The sequence below is a fragment of the Vibrio sp. SCSIO 43153 genome (assembly GCF_023716625.1).
Taxonomy (GTDB): Bacteria; Pseudomonadota; Gammaproteobacteria; order Enterobacterales; family Vibrionaceae; genus Vibrio; species Vibrio rotiferianus.
On the sequence record NZ_CP071855.1, the window covers coordinates 1 to 18,483 of the forward strand.

15 protein-coding genes are annotated in these 18,483 nt (G+C 46.8%); 9 read left to right on the forward strand and 6 right to left on the reverse strand.

Going from position 1 to position 18,483, the window contains the following annotated elements; translation table 11 throughout:
• Positions 1-100 precede the first annotated feature (100 nt).
• From dnaA to J4N37_RS00025, 5 genes are all read left to right on the forward strand, one after another.
• Complete coding sequence (gene dnaA, locus J4N37_RS00005) at positions 101-1,507, forward strand: chromosomal replication initiator protein DnaA (protein WP_010444790.1); 1,407 nt, start codon at positions 101-103, stop codon at positions 1,505-1,507.
• Positions 1,508-1,570: 63 nt separating this feature from the next.
• Positions 1,571-2,671: a DNA polymerase III subunit beta gene (gene dnaN / locus J4N37_RS00010; protein ID WP_252041385.1), complete on the forward strand. Its 1,101-nt coding sequence runs from the start codon at positions 1,571-1,573 to the stop codon at positions 2,669-2,671.
• A 9-nt stretch (positions 2,672-2,680) separates the two neighbouring features.
• Entirely contained in the window at positions 2,681-3,760 is a 1,080-nt protein-coding gene (gene recF / locus J4N37_RS00015) for a DNA replication/repair protein RecF (protein ID WP_010444794.1), read from the forward strand.
• Positions 3,761-3,773: 13 nt separating this feature from the next.
• Positions 3,774-6,191 carry a DNA topoisomerase (ATP-hydrolyzing) subunit B gene (gene gyrB, locus J4N37_RS00020; protein ID WP_010444796.1) on the forward strand — a complete coding sequence of 806 codons (2,418 nt, stop codon included), beginning with the start codon at positions 3,774-3,776 and terminating at the stop codon, positions 6,189-6,191.
• A gap of 650 nt (positions 6,192-6,841) precedes the next feature.
• Complete coding sequence (locus J4N37_RS00025; RefSeq protein WP_005426066.1) at positions 6,842-7,279, forward strand: Hsp20 family protein; 438 nt, start codon at positions 6,842-6,844, stop codon at positions 7,277-7,279.
• Positions 7,280-7,419: 140 nt separating this feature from the next.
• Here the strand turns inward: J4N37_RS00025 and J4N37_RS00030 are convergent, their stop codons facing one another.
• From J4N37_RS00030 to glyQ, 4 genes are all read right to left on the reverse strand, one after another.
• The gene (locus tag J4N37_RS00030) at positions 7,420-8,673 is read right to left on the reverse strand and encodes a valine--pyruvate transaminase (protein ID WP_252041387.1); all 1,254 of its coding nucleotides are present in this window, start codon (positions 8,671-8,673) and stop codon (positions 7,420-7,422) included.
• Between the two features lie 229 nt (positions 8,674-8,902).
• A complete protein-coding gene (locus J4N37_RS00035; protein WP_252041389.1) occupies positions 8,903-10,987 on the reverse strand; it encodes an alpha-amylase in 2,085 nt (694 codons plus the stop codon).
• A 217-nt stretch (positions 10,988-11,204) separates the two neighbouring features.
• Positions 11,205-13,271, reverse strand: coding sequence for a glycine--tRNA ligase subunit beta (gene glyS, locus J4N37_RS00040; protein ID WP_252041391.1), 2,067 nt, complete (start codon positions 13,269-13,271; stop codon positions 11,205-11,207).
• A 13-nt stretch (positions 13,272-13,284) separates the two neighbouring features.
• Complete coding sequence (gene glyQ, locus J4N37_RS00045; RefSeq protein ID WP_045421103.1) at positions 13,285-14,202, reverse strand: glycine--tRNA ligase subunit alpha; 918 nt, start codon at positions 14,200-14,202, stop codon at positions 13,285-13,287.
• A gap of 483 nt (positions 14,203-14,685) precedes the next feature.
• Between glyQ and J4N37_RS00050 the strand changes: the two genes are divergently transcribed.
• Positions 14,686-15,240 (forward strand): TMEM165/GDT1 family protein, encoded by a 555-nt coding sequence (locus tag J4N37_RS00050; protein WP_010444803.1) that lies wholly within the window; start codon positions 14,686-14,688, stop codon positions 15,238-15,240.
• Positions 15,241-15,400: 160 nt separating this feature from the next.
• Positions 15,401-15,661, forward strand: coding sequence for a hypothetical protein (locus J4N37_RS00055; RefSeq protein WP_005426054.1), 261 nt, complete (start codon positions 15,401-15,403; stop codon positions 15,659-15,661).
• 43 nt (positions 15,662-15,704) lie between these two features.
• On the opposite strand, the gene tusA is transcribed toward J4N37_RS00055, so the two are convergent.
• The gene (gene tusA, locus J4N37_RS00060) at positions 15,705-15,953 is read right to left on the reverse strand and encodes a sulfurtransferase TusA (protein ID WP_010444805.1); all 249 of its coding nucleotides are present in this window, start codon (positions 15,951-15,953) and stop codon (positions 15,705-15,707) included.
• Between the two features lie 132 nt (positions 15,954-16,085).
• On the opposite strand from tusA, the gene J4N37_RS00065 reads away from it, so the two are divergent.
• Positions 16,086-16,268 carry a hypothetical protein gene (locus tag J4N37_RS00065; protein ID WP_045386113.1) on the forward strand — a complete coding sequence of 61 codons (183 nt, stop codon included), beginning with the start codon at positions 16,086-16,088 and terminating at the stop codon, positions 16,266-16,268.
• A gap of 167 nt (positions 16,269-16,435) precedes the next feature.
• Complete coding sequence (locus J4N37_RS00070; RefSeq protein ID WP_010444807.1) at positions 16,436-17,377, forward strand: LysR family transcriptional regulator; 942 nt, start codon at positions 16,436-16,438, stop codon at positions 17,375-17,377.
• A gap of 73 nt (positions 17,378-17,450) precedes the next feature.
• Here J4N37_RS00070 and acuI read toward each other — a convergent pair whose 3' ends face one another.
• On the reverse strand, positions 17,451-18,431 hold the full coding sequence (gene acuI / locus J4N37_RS00075; protein ID WP_252041393.1) for an acrylyl-CoA reductase (NADPH): 981 nt from the start codon (positions 18,429-18,431) through the stop codon (positions 17,451-17,453).
• Positions 18,432-18,483 lie beyond the last annotated feature (52 nt).

An 18,483-nucleotide genomic window follows, 5' to 3' on the forward strand; every position in this document is an offset into this window, starting at 1 on the left:
TCTTATTCACTGGATCGTCGATCAATCGCTGGCGATCTTGGTTATCAACAGGTAAAATTGCCAGTCTTTTCCGATAATTCAAATACTCAGTGGGGGCACCGTGTCATCTTCGCTTTGGTTGCAATGTTTGCAGCAGCTTCAAGAAGAGCTACCAGCTACAGAATTCAGCATGTGGGTTCGTCCGTTACAAGCGGAGCTCAATGACAATACTCTCACTCTGTTCGCGCCAAACCGCTTTGTTTTGGATTGGGTTCGCGACAAGTACCTGAACAGCATTAATCGTCTACTGCAAGAATACTGCGGTAATGACGTCCCTAGCTTGCGTTTCGAAGTGGGCAGTCGCCCTGTAGCAGCTCCAAAACCGGCACCGACACGTACGCCGGCAGATGTGGCTGCTGAATCTTCAGCGCCTGCACAGCTGCAAGCACGCAAACCTGTACACAAAACGTGGGATGATGACGCTCAAGCGATCGCGAACATCAACCACCGCTCAAACGTGAACCCAAAACACAAGTTCAATAACTTCGTTGAAGGTAAGTCAAACCAACTGGGTTTGGCCGCTGCACGTCAGGTGTCAGATAACCCAGGCGCAGCCTACAACCCATTGTTCTTATATGGTGGTACAGGTTTGGGTAAAACCCACCTTTTGCACGCTGTGGGTAATGCGATTGTGGATAACAATCCAAACGCAAAAGTGGTGTACATGCACTCTGAGCGTTTTGTACAAGACATGGTAAAAGCACTGCAAAATAACGCGATTGAAGAGTTCAAACGCTACTACCGCAGTGTTGACGCGCTACTTATCGATGACATTCAATTTTTTGCTAATAAAGAGCGTTCACAAGAAGAATTCTTCCATACCTTCAACGCATTACTAGAAGGCAACCAACAGATCATCCTGACATCTGACCGTTATCCAAAAGAGATCAGCGGTGTAGAAGATCGTCTGAAATCACGTTTTGGTTGGGGTCTAACCGTCGCGATCGAGCCGCCTGAGTTAGAAACTCGTGTAGCGATCTTGATGAAGAAAGCCGAAGACCACCAAATCCACTTAGCGGATGAAGTAGCGTTCTTTATTGCTAAGCGTCTACGCTCTAACGTTCGTGAACTGGAAGGTGCACTGAACCGCGTAATCGCAAACGCAAACTTTACTGGCCGTCCAATTACGATTGATTTTGTTCGTGAAGCGCTGCGCGATCTACTTGCTCTGCAAGAGAAGCTGGTGACGATCGATAACATTCAAAAGACCGTCGCTGAATACTACAAGATTAAAGTGGCGGATCTACTATCTAAACGTCGCTCTCGATCGGTTGCGCGTCCTCGCCAGTTGGCGATGGCGTTGGCAAAAGAGCTGACCAACCACAGCTTGCCTGAAATTGGTGATGCATTCGGTGGTCGTGACCACACCACGGTGCTACATGCTTGTCGCAAGATTGAGCAGCTGCGTGAAGAGAGCCACGATATTAAGGAAGATTACTCTAACTTGATTCGCACCCTGTCCTCGTAATCGGTTAGAATGGCAGTATTCTAAGCAAATCACTAATTGAGCTGACAGCGTAAAGAGCCAAGCATGAAATTTACCATTGAACGTAGTCATTTAATCAAACCGCTACAACAGGTTTCGGGCGCTCTGGGTGGCCGACCAACCCTGCCAATTTTAGGTAACCTACTGATCAAAGTAGAAGAGAACGTGTTATCAATGACCGCAACCGATTTGGAAGTGGAATTGGTGAGCAAAGTGACTCTAGAAGGGGATTTTGAAGCGGGCAGCATTACCGTTCCTTCTCGTAAGTTTCTCGATATCTGCCGTGGCCTACCAGACGATGCGATCATTACCTTCGTACTAGAAGGCGATCGTGTACAAGTTCGTTCCGGCCGTAGCCGTTTCTCTTTAGCTACACTACCAGCAAATGATTTTCCAAATATCGAAGATTGGCAAAGCGAAGTTGAAGTATCACTGACTCAGTCTGAGCTACGTACGCTGATTGAAAAAACACAATTCTCGATGGCGAACCAAGACGTTCGTTACTACCTAAACGGCATGTTGTTTGAAATCGACGGTACGACGCTACGCAGCGTGGCAACCGATGGTCACCGTATGGCAGTGTCTCAAACACAATTGGGTGTCGACTTTGCACAGAAGCAAATCATCGTGCCACGTAAAGGTGTACAAGAGTTGGTTAAACTGATGGACGCGCCAGAACAGCCTGTTGTGCTACAGATTGGCAGTTCAAATGTACGTGCAGAAGTAAATAACTTTATCTTCACTTCTAAGCTTGTTGATGGCCGTTTCCCTGATTATCGCCGCGTAATGCCACAAAGTACGACCAAAACACTAGAAGCAAGCTGCGATGAATTACGCCAAGCGTTTTCTCGTGCAGCGATTCTTTCTAATGAAAAGTTCCGTGGTGTTCGTGTGAATCTTGCCGGCAGTGAAATGCGTATTACTGCAAATAACCCTGAGCAAGAAGAAGCGGAAGAAATGCTAGACGTGACCTTCGAAGGTGATGCTATTGAGATTGGCTTCAACGTAAGTTATGTGCTGGACGTACTTAACACCCTACGTTGCGATAATGTGCGTATATCGATGTCAGATGCCAACGCCAGTGCGTTGATTGAAAATGCAGACGACGACAGTGCCATGTACGTGGTGATGCCAATCCGTCTGTAAGTCATCTGAATGCCACTTTCTCGCCTCATCATTCAGCAGTTTCGAAACATTAAAGCCTGTGATATTAACCTATCAGCAGGCTTTAACTTTCTTATTGGACCGAATGGCAGCGGTAAAACCAGCGTCCTAGAAGCGATTTATTTGCTCGGACATGGCCGCTCTTTCAAGAGCTCATTGACTGGCCGAGTTATCCAAAATGAGTGCGATGAACTGTTTGTTCATGGTCGTTTTTTGAACTCGGATCAATTTGAGCTACCTATTGGCATTAATAAGCAGCGTGATGGCTCAACAGAGGTTAAAATAGGCGGTCAATCTGGGCAAAAATTGGCGCAACTTGCACAAGTTTTGCCTTTGCAGTTGATACACCCGGAAGGGTTTGATCTCCTCACGGATGGTCCAAAGCATCGTCGTGCATTTATTGATTGGGGCGTGTTTCATACGGAGCCAGCTTTCTATGATGCATGGGGACGTTTTAAGCGTCTTAACAAGCAACGCAATGCTTTACTCAAAACTGCCAGAAGTTATCGCGAACTCAGTTACTGGGATCAGGAAATGGCACGTTTGGCAGAAAATATTAGCCAATGGCGAGCGCATTACATCGAACAGATGAAAACCGTAGCGGAAACCATCTGTCAGACATTTTTGCCAGAATTTGAGATCCAATTAAAGTATTATCGTGGATGGGACAAAGACACGCCCTATCATGAGATACTAGAGAAAAATTTCGAGCGTGATCAGTCGTTGGGCTACACCTTTAGTGGGCCGAATAAGGCTGATCTGCGCATTAAAGTGAATGGCACGCCAGTTGAGGACGTCCTATCACGCGGTCAATTAAAGCTCATGGTGTGTGCATTGCGCGTGGCGCAGGGACAACACCTTACCGAAATGACCGGAAAACAATGTATTTACCTAATTGACGACTTTGCGTCGGAATTAGACAGCCAACGTCGTAAGCGTCTTGCTGACTGCTTAAAAGAGACGGGCGCACAAGTATTTGTAAGCTCTATCACTGATAGCCAAATCGCCGATATGTTGGACGATACGGGCAAATTGTTTCATGTGGAACATGGCAGGATAGAGTCAAACTAGAAGAGAGAAACTCATGTCTGAAAATTACGATTCATCGAGTATTAAGGTACTAAAGGGTCTGGATGCGGTTCGTAAGCGTCCAGGTATGTACATCGGCGACACGGACGACGGCACCGGTCTTCACCACATGGTCTTTGAGGTGGTGGATAACTCAATTGATGAAGCGTTGGCAGGTCACTGTAAAGACATCGTTGTGACAATTCATGAGGATAACTCGGTTTCAGTTACGGATGATGGTCGTGGCATTCCAACAGAAATGCACCCAGAAGAGCAAGTATCGGCAGCAGAAGTTATCATGACGGTACTTCACGCTGGCGGTAAGTTCGATGATAACTCATACAAAGTATCAGGCGGTCTGCACGGCGTAGGTGTTTCTGTAGTAAACGCTCTGTCTGAGAAAGTGGTTCTGACTATCCACCGCGGTGGTCATATCCATACGCAAACTTACCACCACGGTGAGCCTCAAGCGCCACTAGCGGTAGTAGGTGACACTGAGCAAACGGGTACACAAATCCGCTTTTGGCCAAGTGCTGAAACCTTCACAAATATCGAATTCCATTACGATATCCTAGCAAAACGTCTACGTGAGCTTTCTTTCCTAAACTCAGGTGTTTCTATCAAGCTGGTTGATGAGCGTGAAGCAGACAAGAGCGACCACTTCATGTTTGAAGGTGGTATTCAAGCGTTCGTTGAGCACCTAAACACCAACAAAACACCGATCATTGAGAAAATCTTCCACTTCGATTTTGAACGTGAAGATGGCATTGCCGTAGAAGTAGCAATGCAATGGAACGACGGCTTCCAAGAGAACATCTACTGTTTTACTAACAACATTCCACAACGCGATGGTGGTACTCACCTTGCTGGTTTCCGTGCGGCGTTAACGCGTACACTGAACACCTTTATGGACAAAGAAGGTTTCTCTAAGAAAGCGAAAACGGCAACTTCTGGTGATGACGCTCGTGAAGGTCTAACTGCGGTTGTTTCGGTTAAAGTGCCAGATCCTAAATTCTCGAGCCAAACCAAAGACAAACTGGTTTCATCTGAAGTGAAATCTGCGGTTGAGTCGGCAATGGGTGAGAAACTGTCTGAGTTCCTAATTGAGAACCCAACAGAAGCTAAGATGGTGTGTACTAAAATCATCGATGCAGCACGTGCTCGTGAAGCGGCGCGTAAAGCTCGTGAAATGACTCGTCGTAAAGGTGCGCTAGACCTAGCAGGTCTACCAGGCAAACTTGCAGACTGTCAGGAAAAAGATCCAGCACTCTCTGAACTATACATAGTGGAGGGTGATTCGGCAGGCGGCTCCGCAAAACAAGGCCGTAACCGTAAGAACCAAGCAATCCTACCGCTAAAAGGTAAGATTCTTAACGTAGAAAAAGCGCGTTTCGACAAGATGCTTTCTTCTCAAGAAGTAGCAACGCTGATCACGGCACTAGGTTGTGGTATCGGCCGTGACGAGTACAACCCGGACAAACTGCGTTACCACAACATCATCATCATGACCGATGCTGACGTCGATGGTTCGCACATCCGTACGCTACTGTTGACCTTCTTCTACCGTCAAATGCCAGAGCTTATCGAGCGTGGCTACGTGTACATCGCTCAGCCACCACTTTACAAAGTGAAGAAAGGTAAGCAAGAGCAGTACATCAAAGATGAAGACGCGATGAACCAATACCAAGTTGCTTTGGCTCTTGATAACGCGTCACTACACGTAAATGCAGAAGCGCCAGCATTGGCAGGTGAAGCGTTAGAGAAGCTAGTTCAGCAATACAACGCAGGTATCAAGCTAGCGGATCGTATGAGCCGTCGTTACCCAAGCGCGCTAGTTCATGAGCTAATCTACACGCCGCGTCTAACGGCAGAGCAATGTCACGATGCAGCAGCAGTAGAAGCGTGGACAAAACAGCTAGTTGAACAGCTAAACGCGAAAGAAGTAGGCGCAAGCCAATACAGCTTCGAAGTAGAGCAACACGAAGAGCTAGGTCTAAACCTACCTAAGATCATCGTACGTACTCACGGTGTGACGCACAACTACGCACTAAGCATCGACCTACTGAACTCGAAAGAGTACGGCAAGCTAGCGGATCTATCTGAAGCGCTAGACGGTCTGCTAGAAGAAGGCGCTTACATCAAGCGTGGTGAGCGTACTCAGCCAGTATCAAGCTTTGCATCGGCACTTGAGTGGCTAATCAAAGAGTCGCGTCGTGGTCTAAGCCTACAGCGCTACAAAGGTCTAGGTGAGATGAACCCAGATCAGCTTTGGGAAACCACAATGGACCCAGAGACTCGTCGTATGATGCAAGTAACCATTGAAGATGCGGTAGGCGCAGACCAATTGTTCACAACGCTAATGGGTGACCAAGTTGAGCCGCGTCGTAACTTCATCGAAGAGAACGCGCTGAAAGTAGCAAACCTAGACGTTTAGACTATTTTTCTTTTGCTGGATATGCTGATTTCGTTGTCGAAGGTGCTCACATACACTTGTATGCTGCGCGCCTTCTCCTAGAACTAAGCATATCCCCCTGCGGAAAAACGAATCTAAATTTCTTTTAATAGAATTTTAAAAGCACTGCCTTCGGGTGGTGCTTTTTTATTGAGTGAGAGAAACCAGATAAAAGAAACGAGAATGGGCTGCGCCCTGTGGAGACGGGGAGGCTTGGCTTTCAAACTCTACGTTTATGGGAAGAGTGGGTGTAAGTGTCGCTTTTCATTATCAGTATGTTAGGGCGTCATCCTCGAGAGGGAGGAACGACCGAGTCGGGGATCTAAAAATATTTTCACTGGAGCCCTTGAAAGCCCATTTTTCGACCTTATATCTAGTTATGAAGAGGGATGGCTAGCTTGCTCAACAAGAGAAGAACAGCGCCTCTGGAATCGCTAAACGAGATCGCTCAAGAGAGGATACTCAGTATTAGCACACAACTTGACCCTAGATTCGACATCATGTCCCCGCACCTAAAGAGTAGGTCAGAGGAATGAATCATCGGATCCCTTAGCTCGACGTTTTCTTGCATAAATACGCCACGTGGATGACCTTCATCTGGGCTAAGACTATTGCTTAAAAGAGGATAGATTATGCGTAATGTAGATTTCTCACCACTATACCGTAATGCAATTGGCTTCGACCGTCTGTTCAACCTGATGGAAGCAAGCTCTGCGAAGAACACTTCTGGCGGCTACCCTCCATACAACATCGAGCAAAAAGACGAGCATAACTACCGTATTACTATGGCAGTCGCTGGTTTTGCTGAAGATCAGCTCGATTTGACTCAAAACGAAAACATGTTGATCGTGAAGGGCGAGCGTAAAGCCGAAGAAGGTAAAAACTACGTTTACCAAGGTATTGCGGAGCGCGATTTTGAACGTAAATTCCAACTTGCGGATTACGTAAAAGTCGTTGGTGCATCAATGGAAAACGGTCTACTTCATATCGATTTAGTTCGTGAAATTCCAGAAGCGATGCAACCGCGTAAGATTGCTATCGGTGGCAATAATCTGATTGAAAACAGCTAATCAACTGATGACATTTCAGTTAACCACCCGGTTATAGAATGAGAAAGAGCGCCACATGGGCGCTCTTTTTAGTTTGGGGCTTTCAAAGCTGCTATTTCAAAGCCGTAATTTCAAAGAGAACAACGGCTGAGTTAACAAGTCTATTTACCTTCGTGGTAAGCCTTTTCCACTTCTTCTGCGATAATCGCAATGCCTTTTTGCATCATCTCATCATCTTGAACGTAGTTCATACGCAAGCATTGGTGTGCATGATCCCACTCGTCCTTCTGACCAATAAAGAAGTATTCACCCGGAACAATCAAGACCCCACGCGCTTTCAAGCGTTGGTACAGTTCCATTGTCGTAATTGGCAGTTCATCGAACCATAACCACAAGAAGATAGCGCCTTCCGGTTTGTGAATACGAAAGCGCTCATCGGTAATCGCTTCTTGGAGCAGTTCAACCGCACGTTGCGACTTCTGCTTATAAAACGGCTTAATCACCTCTGAGCTCAGTTTAAGCAGATCGCCTTTACCAATGATGTGGTTTGCCAGCGCTGGACCAACACTGCCTGGAGCTAAGCTGATGATGCCGTTCATATTGGTCAACGCTTGCGTGATTTCCTCACTCGCAATCACAATGCCACAACGCACGCCCGGCAAGCCAAGTTTAGATAGGCTCATGCAAAGGATAGTGTTTTCATTCCAGAACGGTTCGACATCTTCAAAAATGATATTCGGGAACGGCAGACCGTAGGCGTTATCAATGATCAGCGGAATGTTGTTCTCACGTGCTAGCTTGTCCAGCTTACGTATTTCTTCATCTGTCAGTACGTTACCCGTAGGGTTGGTTGGGCGAGACGCGCAGATTGCCGCAACAGAGTCATCAACTTTTAGCTGCTCAAAATCGACGTGGTATTTAAACAGACCGTTATCCAACAGCTCGATTTCTGGGTGGTAAGAGACAAAGATATCTTCATCAATGCCTGCATCACCATAACCGATGTACTCAGGCGCGATTGGCAGTAGCACCTTCTTGTGTGAACCGTCTGGCTGCTGACCTGCTAGTAAGTTGAACAAGTAGAAGAAGCCACTTTGGCTGCCGTTAGTTAGGCTGATGTTCTTCTCGGAAATATCCCAGCCGTAAGTTTCACGGAATAACTGAGCCAACGCTTTAACGAACGCGTCTTTGCCTTGCGGACCATCATAGTTGGCGAGGGCGGCGACAAGCTCCCCACTGGCGAGCATTTCCTCACTGGCTTGGCGAAAGTAATCGAGCATGGCAGGAATGGCGGCTGGGTTGCCTCCACCGAGCATGATGGCACCTGGTGTGCGCAGACCATCATTCAAATCGTCCATTAACTGCGTGATACCTGAATACTGATTAAATTTTTCACCAAACTTAGAGAACTGCATTTGTCGTTATACCTAATTCATTGTGATTGCTTTGTGTATGTTTGTGCCGATGTTTTATCGGCTTATCGAGTAATCCTTGACCTTACCTCAATGCGTAATTAACGCAAAGTGTGAATTAAGCCGAAAAAGAAAAAAGTGTGTCATCAGACCAGAGGTACGAGATAAAAAGGCAAAAAGAGCAATAAAAAAGGGAAGCTTATGCTTCCCTTGCTGGTGGAGAGAGTGTGATTTACTCACCGGTGTAAACAATCAGCACCTTGTCGTCTTGGTATTGGCGTTCAAATGCGTAGTAACCTTCTTGGTTACGAGTGATGTGCTTACCTTGAGCAACCGCTGGGTGGCGTTTACGGAATTCACCCAACTTTTGCCAATGTTGCAGTAGATCTTCACGCTCGCCATTAATCTTATCCCATGGCATATCAGAGCGAGTACCTTGGTGAGCGTCCGAGCCGGTAACACCAAAGTCACGGGCGATCTCGTCACCATAGTAGATTTGCACTGCACCCGGCGCCAGCATCAACGCATTGGCTGCACGAGCTTGGTCATCAAAACTGCGGCTGCGTGCCGCCCAGAAAAGTTGAGTATCGTGTGAAGACAGGTAGCTCAACACATTGAACTCAGTGTCGCTGTTGATGCGCTCTGCATAGCGGCGGTAGTCTCCATCAAGCTGAGCAAAACACTTCAGCGCTTTTGGTGCTACATCAGATTGGAACTCGAAGTTGATGATGGAATCGAAGCCGTTATCGAAATACGGGCTCTTCACTACGCTGTGTGCCCACACTTCACCTGTCATCCAGAAAGGTAAGTCATCCAAGGCTTTGTCCGGGTTGTTTTGCTTCCACTGGGCAAGCGCCTGAGTGGTGCTGGCTTTCAGCTCTGCCCACGCTTCCATTTCTACGTGTTTGGCTGTGTCGACACGGAAGCCATCAATGCCATAGTCGCGCACCCAATCGGATAACCAGGTAATCAGATGCTCACGCGGAGTTTGCAGCTCATCTTGCGCATTGGTGTCTTTATTGCGGAAGAAGTTTGGTAGTCCGGTTTTTTGAGTTGATTCGGTTTTGAGATCCGGTAGGTAGTTCAAAGACATGGTGATGTCGTTGTAGCCCGGAGCATCGTAGTCACCAATGTCGGTGCGGATCCAATCTTTGCCCCACCATTTATCCCACGCTTCGCTATCACCGTATTTGATGTAGTCGTTGAAGCTGTGCCAGCTTTGCCCTGATTTTGGCTTCCAGTCGGTCCATTTTTCACCGAGGACTTCTTTGGCTTCTTGGTCATCAAGGTAAAGCTGACCAAAGCCGAATTCCTGCATGTCTGCTAATGTCGCGTAGCCAGTGTGGTTCATGACCACATCCCAAATCACGCGAATGCCTTTCTTATGCGCGGTATCGACGAAGGTTCTGAGTTCATCTTCGGTACCCATGTTGGCATCAAGTTTGGTCCAATCTTGATGGTAGTAGCCGTGGTAACCGTAGTGCTTAAAGTCGCCTTTATCGCCGCCGCCAACCCAACCGTGGATTTGTTCCAGTGGTGAGGTTATCCAGATAGCATTCACACCAAGTGATTCGATGTAATCGAGTTTTTTCGTTAGACCCGCTAAGTCACCACCGTGGAAGGTGCCAATCTCGTATTTTCCATCTTTGCTGCGACCGTAGCTGTTGTCGTTGTCTGGGTTGCCATTGTAGAAGCGGTCGGTCATGACGAAGTACACCGTCGCGTTATCCCAGCTGAACGGTTTGTCGGCTTGCTGTTCAACCTCTTCTAGTAACAACAGACCTTGGCTCATAGGACCCGGTTGCATGGTGACGCTGCCATTGGCGACAGTGGCTTCTTGTCCGGTTAAGGCGTCACGAACGACAGTGCCATCATTAAAGGTTTGAGTAACATTGATGGTTTTTGGCGTGTCAGTTGCGACAGGGCAAGAGTAGGTGATGTCCTGACTCTGTTTTGGTTTGATTTTTACCGTTAGCTCGTTGGTGGTTGGGTTGAGCGTAAATTGATAGGTATTGGCTTTGAAGATGCGCAGCGGCATTTGTGCATCAGTGGCGCAGTTATCCATTTTTAATGGACGATTGAATTTGATGCGATCTTCTTCTGCTAGGGCAAAGCTACTGCCACAGCTTTGCTTGCTGTCAGCAATGGTAAAGCTATAACTGCCTTTTTCGAGTTTTTGCTCGGCGACAAGTAAGCCCTGTGAGTTTTCCTCAAAAACAGCGGTGTCATCACCAACGCTTAATACGATGGCATTTTCTGGAATCTGGCTGCAGGCGCTCAGTAGACCGATAGAGAGTGCGAGAATTGTTTTTTTCATTGTGTCCTTCCCCCGAATAAACAGTCCAGTTATAGCAAAACTGTGCCTCTACAATCCGAGCTCTACACCAACAAGTTAAACGCGTCTCACCCTACAAATTTTAGTCTTGTTCACAAAATGAATAATAAGCATCACCTTCATCGGTTTGAAGGCAACAAAAAAGGGAAGCATCTGCTTCCCTTTTACTTATTTCTTAATCACTTCTAAGAGTAATGAATTACTTTTGAAGCAAAGAAATGTCTGCGATCTGTAGGAACAGGTTACGCAGGTTGTTCAGTAGTGTCAGACGGTTCTTCTTAAGTGCTTCGTCGTCTGCCATTACCATTACGTTATCAAAGAACGCATCAACTGGTTCACGTAGGTCAGCTAGCTTGCTTAGGGCTTCTTGGTAGTTACCAGTAGCAAATGCTGGCTCTAGCGCTTCTGTCATTACTTCAACGCTTTCTGCTAGTGCTTTCTCTGCGTCTTCTTGTAGAAGTGCTAGGTCGATGTCTGCTGCTAGTTCGCCGTCGAATTTCGCTAGGATGTTACCTACACGTTTGTTCGCTGCTGCTAGAGACTCTGCCGCTTCTAGCTCACGGAAGTGAGAAACCGCTTTAACTCGTTGGTCAAAGTCTGCTGGTTTCGTCGGACGACGAGCTAGAACCGCTTGAATGATGTCTACGCTGAAGCCTTCGTCTTGGTACCAAGCACGGAAACGACCAAGCATGAACTCGATAACGTTTTGTTCAACGTTGTCGTTGGTTAGGCGGTCGCCAAACAGTGACTTCGCTTTCGCTACTAGGTCAACAAGGTCTAGGTTGTAGCCGTATTCAACGATGATACGTAGTACACCTAGAGATGCGCGGCGTAGTGCGAATGGGTCGCTGCCTTTAGGTGCTTGACCAATACCGAAGATACCTACGATAGTGTCTAGCTTGTCTGCCATTGCAACTGCAGTTGAAACACCGTTTGATGGCAGTTCATCACCTGCGAAACGAGGCATGTATTGCTCGTTCAGTGCTACTGCAACTTCTTCTGCTTCACCGTCGTGGCGAGCGTAGTGCATACCCATAACGCCTTGAGTATCCGTGAATTCGAATACCATTGAGGTCATTAGGTCACATTTTGCTAGTAGACCAGCACGCTTTGATTTCTCAACGTCAGCACCGATTTGTTCAGCAATGTAGCCAGCAAGTTCTGTGATGCGGTCTGTTTTGTCTTTGATCGTACCCAGTTGCTTTTGGAAGATCGCTTGTTCTAGTTCTGGCAGACGGTCGATAAGCGGACGCTTACGGTCTGTATTGAAGAAGAACTCTGCGTCAGCAAGGCGAGGGCGAACTACTTTCTCGTTACCTTCGATTACGTAACGAGGCTCTTTTGATTCGATGTTCGATACGAAGATGAAGTTAGGTAGTAGCTTCTTGTTTTCGTCATAAACAGGGAAGTACTTCTGGTCACCTTTCATGGTGTAAACCAACGCTTCAGAAGGCACTTTTAGGAACTCTTCTTCGAACTTCGCTGTTAGTACTACTGGCCATTCAACCAGAGACGTTACTTCTTCTACTAGGTCATCTTCTAGGTCAGCGATACCGCCAACCGCTGCTGCTGCTTTTTGTGCGTCAGCTAGGATGATTGCTTTACGCGCTTCGTAATCTGCCATTACTTTACCGCGCTCTTCTAAGATCGCAGGGTATTGTTCAGCAGAATCGATAGTGAACTCTTGCTCACCCATGAAGCGGTGACCACGGATAGTGCGGTCTGAAGCGACACCAAGGATCTCGCCTTCGATTAGGTCGCTGCCCATTAGCATGGTTAGCGTCTTAACTGGACGGATAAATTGAGTCGTTTTGTTACCCCAGCGCATTGGTTTTGCGATAGGTAGGTTTGCTAGTGCTTTCGCTGCAAGTTCAACTACGATCTCAGACGTTGGCTGACCTTTCACTTCTTGTTTGAACAGTAGCCATTCACCTTTGTCTGTTACCATGCGCTCTGCTTGGTCAACCGTGATGCCACAACCGCGTGCCCAGCCTTGAGCCGCTTTTGTTGGGTTGCCTTCCGCGTCAAACGCTGCAGAAACCGCAGGACCACGTTTTTCAACAACTTTGTCAGACTGGCTGTCTGCTAGTGCTGCGACTTTAAGTGCAAGACGACGAGGTGCCGCGAACCATTTAACGCCTTCATGAGCAAGCTCAGCGCCTTTTAGTTCTGCTTCGAAGTTTGCTGCGAATGCTTCAGCTAGAGTGCGAAGTTGCGTTGGTGGTAGCTCTTCTGTACCTAGCTCGATTAGAAATTCTTTTGCCATGTTACTCTGCCCCTTACGCTTGTTCTTTCTTACACATTGGGAAGCCAAGAGCTTCACGCGATGCGTAGTATGCTTCTGCAACTGCTTTCGTCAGGTTGCGGATGCGTAGGATGTAACGTTGGCGTTCAGTTACTGAGATCGCTTTACGCGCGTCTAGTAGGTTGAATGCGTGACCAGCTTTTAGGATGCGCTCATAAGCAGGTAGTGGCAGTGGCTTTTCAAGCTCAAGCAGCTCTTTACACTCTTTCTCACACTGTTCGAAGAAACCAAATAGGAAGTCAACGTCTGCGTGCTCGAAGTTGTAAGTCGATTGCTCTACTTCGTTTTGGTGGAAGATATCACCGTAAGTCACTTTGCTGCCATCTGGTGCGATGTTCCAAGTAAGATCGTAAACCGAATCTACTTCTTGGATGTACATTGCTAGACGTTCGATACCGTAAGTGATCTCACCTGTTACTGGTTTACACTCAAGGCCGCCAACTTGCTGGAAGTAAGTGAACTGAGTCACTTCCATCCCGTTTAGCCAAACTTCCCAGCCTAGACCCCATGCGCCTAGTGTTGGGTTTTCCCAGTTGTCTTCTACGAAACGGATGTCGTGTACAAGTGGGTCAATACCAAGTACTTCTAGAGAACCTAAGTACAACTCTTGAATATTGTCTGGCGATGGTTTTAGCGCTACTTGGAATTGGTAGTAGTGCTGAAGGCGGTTAGGGTTTTCACCGTAACGACCATCAGTAGGACGACGTGAAGGTTGTACGTAAGCTGTAGACATTGGCTCTGGGCCAAGTGCTCGTAGACATGTCATTGGGTGAGAGGTACCCGCACCTACTTCCATATCTAGCGGTTGAACAATGGTGCAACCATTTTGAGCCCAATAATCCTGCAGCGCGAGGATCATTCCCTGGAAGGTTTTGATATCGTATTTTTGCATAAGTCAGGTTCGCGCGATTCTCTTATTACTTGTGAAGTCATCTCTATTGTTGGGTTTTCTAGCCTCAACAGTGAGGATTCAAAGTAATGACGGTTGAATAAAATAACGATCAAGTATACCCAGATATTGAGCATGGGAGTAGAGCTAATCTTGATTAATTCGTGGGCAATTTTCTCCTTTAATGGATTTTTACCGCTTTATCTGCTGAATTTTTCCTAAAAGGGAGTTTTCGCTGGCTTTCACTCTTGAGGTGGTAGGGAAACATGGCTAGAATTGCGCCTGTCTTTGGGGAGTAGCTTACTCGATGAAATGTCCGTTTCATCCGGTTCGTTCGTCAACATAATTGGTGCAAAATCACCATGGCGCTCGAGACTCATCAGCCTGATGGGTTTAGCAAGACCTTAGACAAATCATCACGAACCGGGGTGGGGCGTGAGGTTTGTCTATGGTTAAAAATAATTATCCCGCCCCAATGAGCATGTCGTGAGCGTTTTAGCTATTTCAATTACTACTGTAGCGTTAGCAGAAATTGGCGATAAGACCCAATTGCTATCTCTATTGCTTGCCAGTCGTTACCGCAAGCCAATCCCAATTATTGCAGCAATCTTTTTGGCAACGATTGCCAACCACGCTTTGGCTGCATGGTTAGGTGTGGTTGTGGCCGATTACCTTTCACCAGAAGTCCTTAAGTGGGTGCTAGTGGTCAGTTTTGTCGCTATGGCGGCTTGGGTACTGATCCCTGACAAGTTAGATGATGACGAGCAGATCTCTAACCGAGGCCCATTCATTGCGAGTTTTATTGCTTTCTTCGTTGCGGAGATTGGCGACAAAACTCAGATCGCCACTTCTATCTTGGGTGCGCAATACGCAGATGCATTGAGTTGGGTGATTCTTGGTACCACGATTGGTATGTTGCTTGCCAACGTTCCTGTGGTTTTAATCGGCAAACTCTCGGCGGATAAGATGCCTTTAGGGTTGATTCGTAAGGTGACCGCATTCCTGTTTATCGCGCTAGCTATCGGAGCGGCATTGTTCTGATTCATTGCACATAAAATGGTCTGAATTATCAATAACTAGTGAAGTAATGCGCGAGTTAAAACTCTGGCTCAAAATCATTCAAGACCGTGACGGGTGACATATTAGTGCCATACTTGTCATGGTACTTTAATGGTGTGAATGATGGCGAGAGGGCAAGTTTATGCTTACACGTTATATGGGGATGTCCCCAAAGAGTCAGAGTTATTTATTCACCTTTGGTTTGGCGCTGTGCTTGTTGGCGATGGTGCTGACTGATATGTGGTTGCCGATTGTGGCAGGGACCTTCATTCTTACCGGCTTAACGGTAGAAGCATGGATTCGGGTCGCGCATATTATTCCTATGCACGAAGAGATGCGTGCAATGAGAAAACAATTAAATAAGCTACAATCTGAAGTTCGCACACTAGAATACGATGAATAAACAAACGGCAGCCTTTGGGCTGCCGTTTTTGATCTTGCTGAGATTATTCCAAACCTTTCTTAATTAGATATTGGTATGGAAGCTGTTCTGTTTGCGCTGCAACCAACTGGTGGTCCATAAACCGACAGAAACTTGGGATATCTCGAGTCGTGGATGGGTCGTCTGCCTTTACCAGCAATACCTCACCATCTTGCATGTTTCGAATTGTCTTCCTGACCATCATTACTGGCTCTGGGCAGCGTAATCCTTCCGCCTCTAATGTCTTGGTCGCCAGTTCAGGATTAAAACTCATAATGTGATTCTCGTAACTAACTTAGCGGTGAATTTTACTTTCGTTGAAAAAATATTCAATAACCACTTGGCAAAGTGATTTTTTTGTTTTACCTTAAATTAACAATTTGGTAACAACTGGCAAGGAGAGACGATGTTAACAGCGTTAGACAGACTAACCATCTATTCGGTTTTATGTTTCATCTCGTTTTGTGCATTAGTGCTTCGAACGCCAGCTGAAACCTCATTGATGCCTCTTTTAGGCATGAGTGCAACCATTATTGGGATTTGGATTGAGATGCACAAATGGTCAGGTGCATCTGAGCAAGAAAATTAGCGCTTCTTGCTGTAATCGGAACCTATTGATATACCGCTCACCAAGTTTAACGACACTTCATTCCGACACTATCCCCATTTTTCTTGGGCTTCCCCGCTGAAAGGCGGGATTTTTTTTGCCTGAAGAGTACAATTTATCTAAATCCCCAACATGGTAAGTGGCAAATCGTGGAATTAGAAGACATCTACCGTAGAGATCTGAACTTATTGGTTGCACTACGTGTGTTGATTGAAGAGAGCAGCGTCAGTAAAGCCGCCACTCGTTTGAATTTGAGCCAATCGGCTATGAGTCGTGTGCTAGGGCGTTTACGTGATCTGCTTGGTGACCCACTGTTTACTCGCCAAGGTCAGCACTTGATCCCAACCCAGAAAGCGTTAGAAATTGATCGCTCTTTAGGTGAACCGCTGGAATCGCTGCGCCAATTACTTTCTCCACGTGAGTTTGATCCACGCAGTTGCGATCAGACGTTTACTATCGCCACGACCGATTACGCGATGCAAACCATTTTGCCTTTTGCTTTGCCGCGTATTTATCAAGAAGCACCGAATGTGTCGTTTAACTTCTTGCCGCTGCAACACGACCGCTTATCTGATCAATTAACATATGAAGGCGCGGACTTAGCGATTTGTCGTCCAACAGGTCCAGTGGAGCCATTACGCAGTGAAGTGTTAGGGCGAGTTGGTGTGTTGTGTCTGCTCTCTAAGCAGCATCCGCTAGCTGACAAAGAGATGAGTCTGGATGATTATCTCAGTCACCCGCATGCCATGATCGCCATCAGTGATGGGGTTAAAGCGCTGATTGAACAAGCGCTCGTGGAGAAGCCGCAACGTCAAATGGTATTACGCGCTTATCACTTGGAAGCGGCGCTGGCGATTGTTGATACTTTACCAATCATCATTACCGTACCAGCCGATTTAGCGTACTTGGTTGCTGATCGTTATGACTTGGTGGTGAAGCCATTACCATTCCAATTCACGCCGTTTGAATATTCGATGATTTGGCATGCTCGTTGCGAGCACTCTCCCGCTCAAGAATGGTTGCGTGCGGTGGTTCGAGAAGAATGTAGCCGTCTTATTGCCAAACGAATTGAAGATATGGGATTGGACTAATTTTTCCTAAAATCCAAATAGCAAAAAGCCGGGTGATGACCCGGCTTTGTTTATTCTATTAAAGAGTTAATGCTTATAGCTTGATAACCACGCGACCAGTTACTTGACCATTTGTGATGTCTTCAGCGTATTTTGGTGCTTCTGCTAGCTCTACCTCAGTACAAGCTTGTTCGAAGTAGCTGTCTGGTAGTAGCTCAACCAATTTTTCCCATGCTGCAGTACGTTTTTCAAATGGGCATGAAACAGAATCCACACCTTGTAGACGAACGTTACGTAGAATGAACGGCATCACTGTGGTTGGTAGATCGAAGCCACCTGCAAGACCGCAAGCCGCAACTGCACTGTTGTAATCCATTTGCGCCAATACTTTTGCTAGTACTTTGCTGCCCACAGTATCAACCGCACCTGCCCATACTTGTTTTTCAAGCGGACGTGCTGGCTCTTCAAATTCAACACGGTCGATGATGCGACTAGCACCTAGCTTTTCCAGTAGCGGACCATTTTGTTCAACACGACCTGTCACGGCTGCCACTTTGTAGCCAAGCTGTGCTAGAAGCGTTACGGCTACTGAGCCTACACCGCCACTTGCGCCAGTTACTAGGATTTCGCCATTTTCAGGTTTGATGCCTGCATCAAGCAGTGCTTGAACACATAGCATGCCAGTGAAGCCAGCAGTACCCACCATCATTGCTTTCTTGCTGTCCAGACCTTTTGGTAGTGGTACTAGCCAATCCGCTTTTAGACGAGCACGTTGAGACATACCGCCCCAATGGTTTTCACCTACACCCCAACCAGTAAGAACAACTTTGTCGCCTGCTTGGTAGCGCTCGTCTTCTGAGCTTACTACCGTACCTGCTAGGTCAATACCCGGCACCATCGGGAAGTTACGGATGATTTTACCTTTACCTGTAATTGCAAGACCGTCTTTGTAGTTCAACGATGAGTAATCAACGTCAATCAGAACGTCGCCTTCAGGCAGTTGTGTTTCATCGATTTTCTCGATGCTAGCGATAGTACGTTTGTCTTCTTGATTTAGAACTAGAGCATTAAACATAAGGTTCTCCGATTGTGCGGTAGCGTGACTCTGGGTCACATGCAGCAAGATA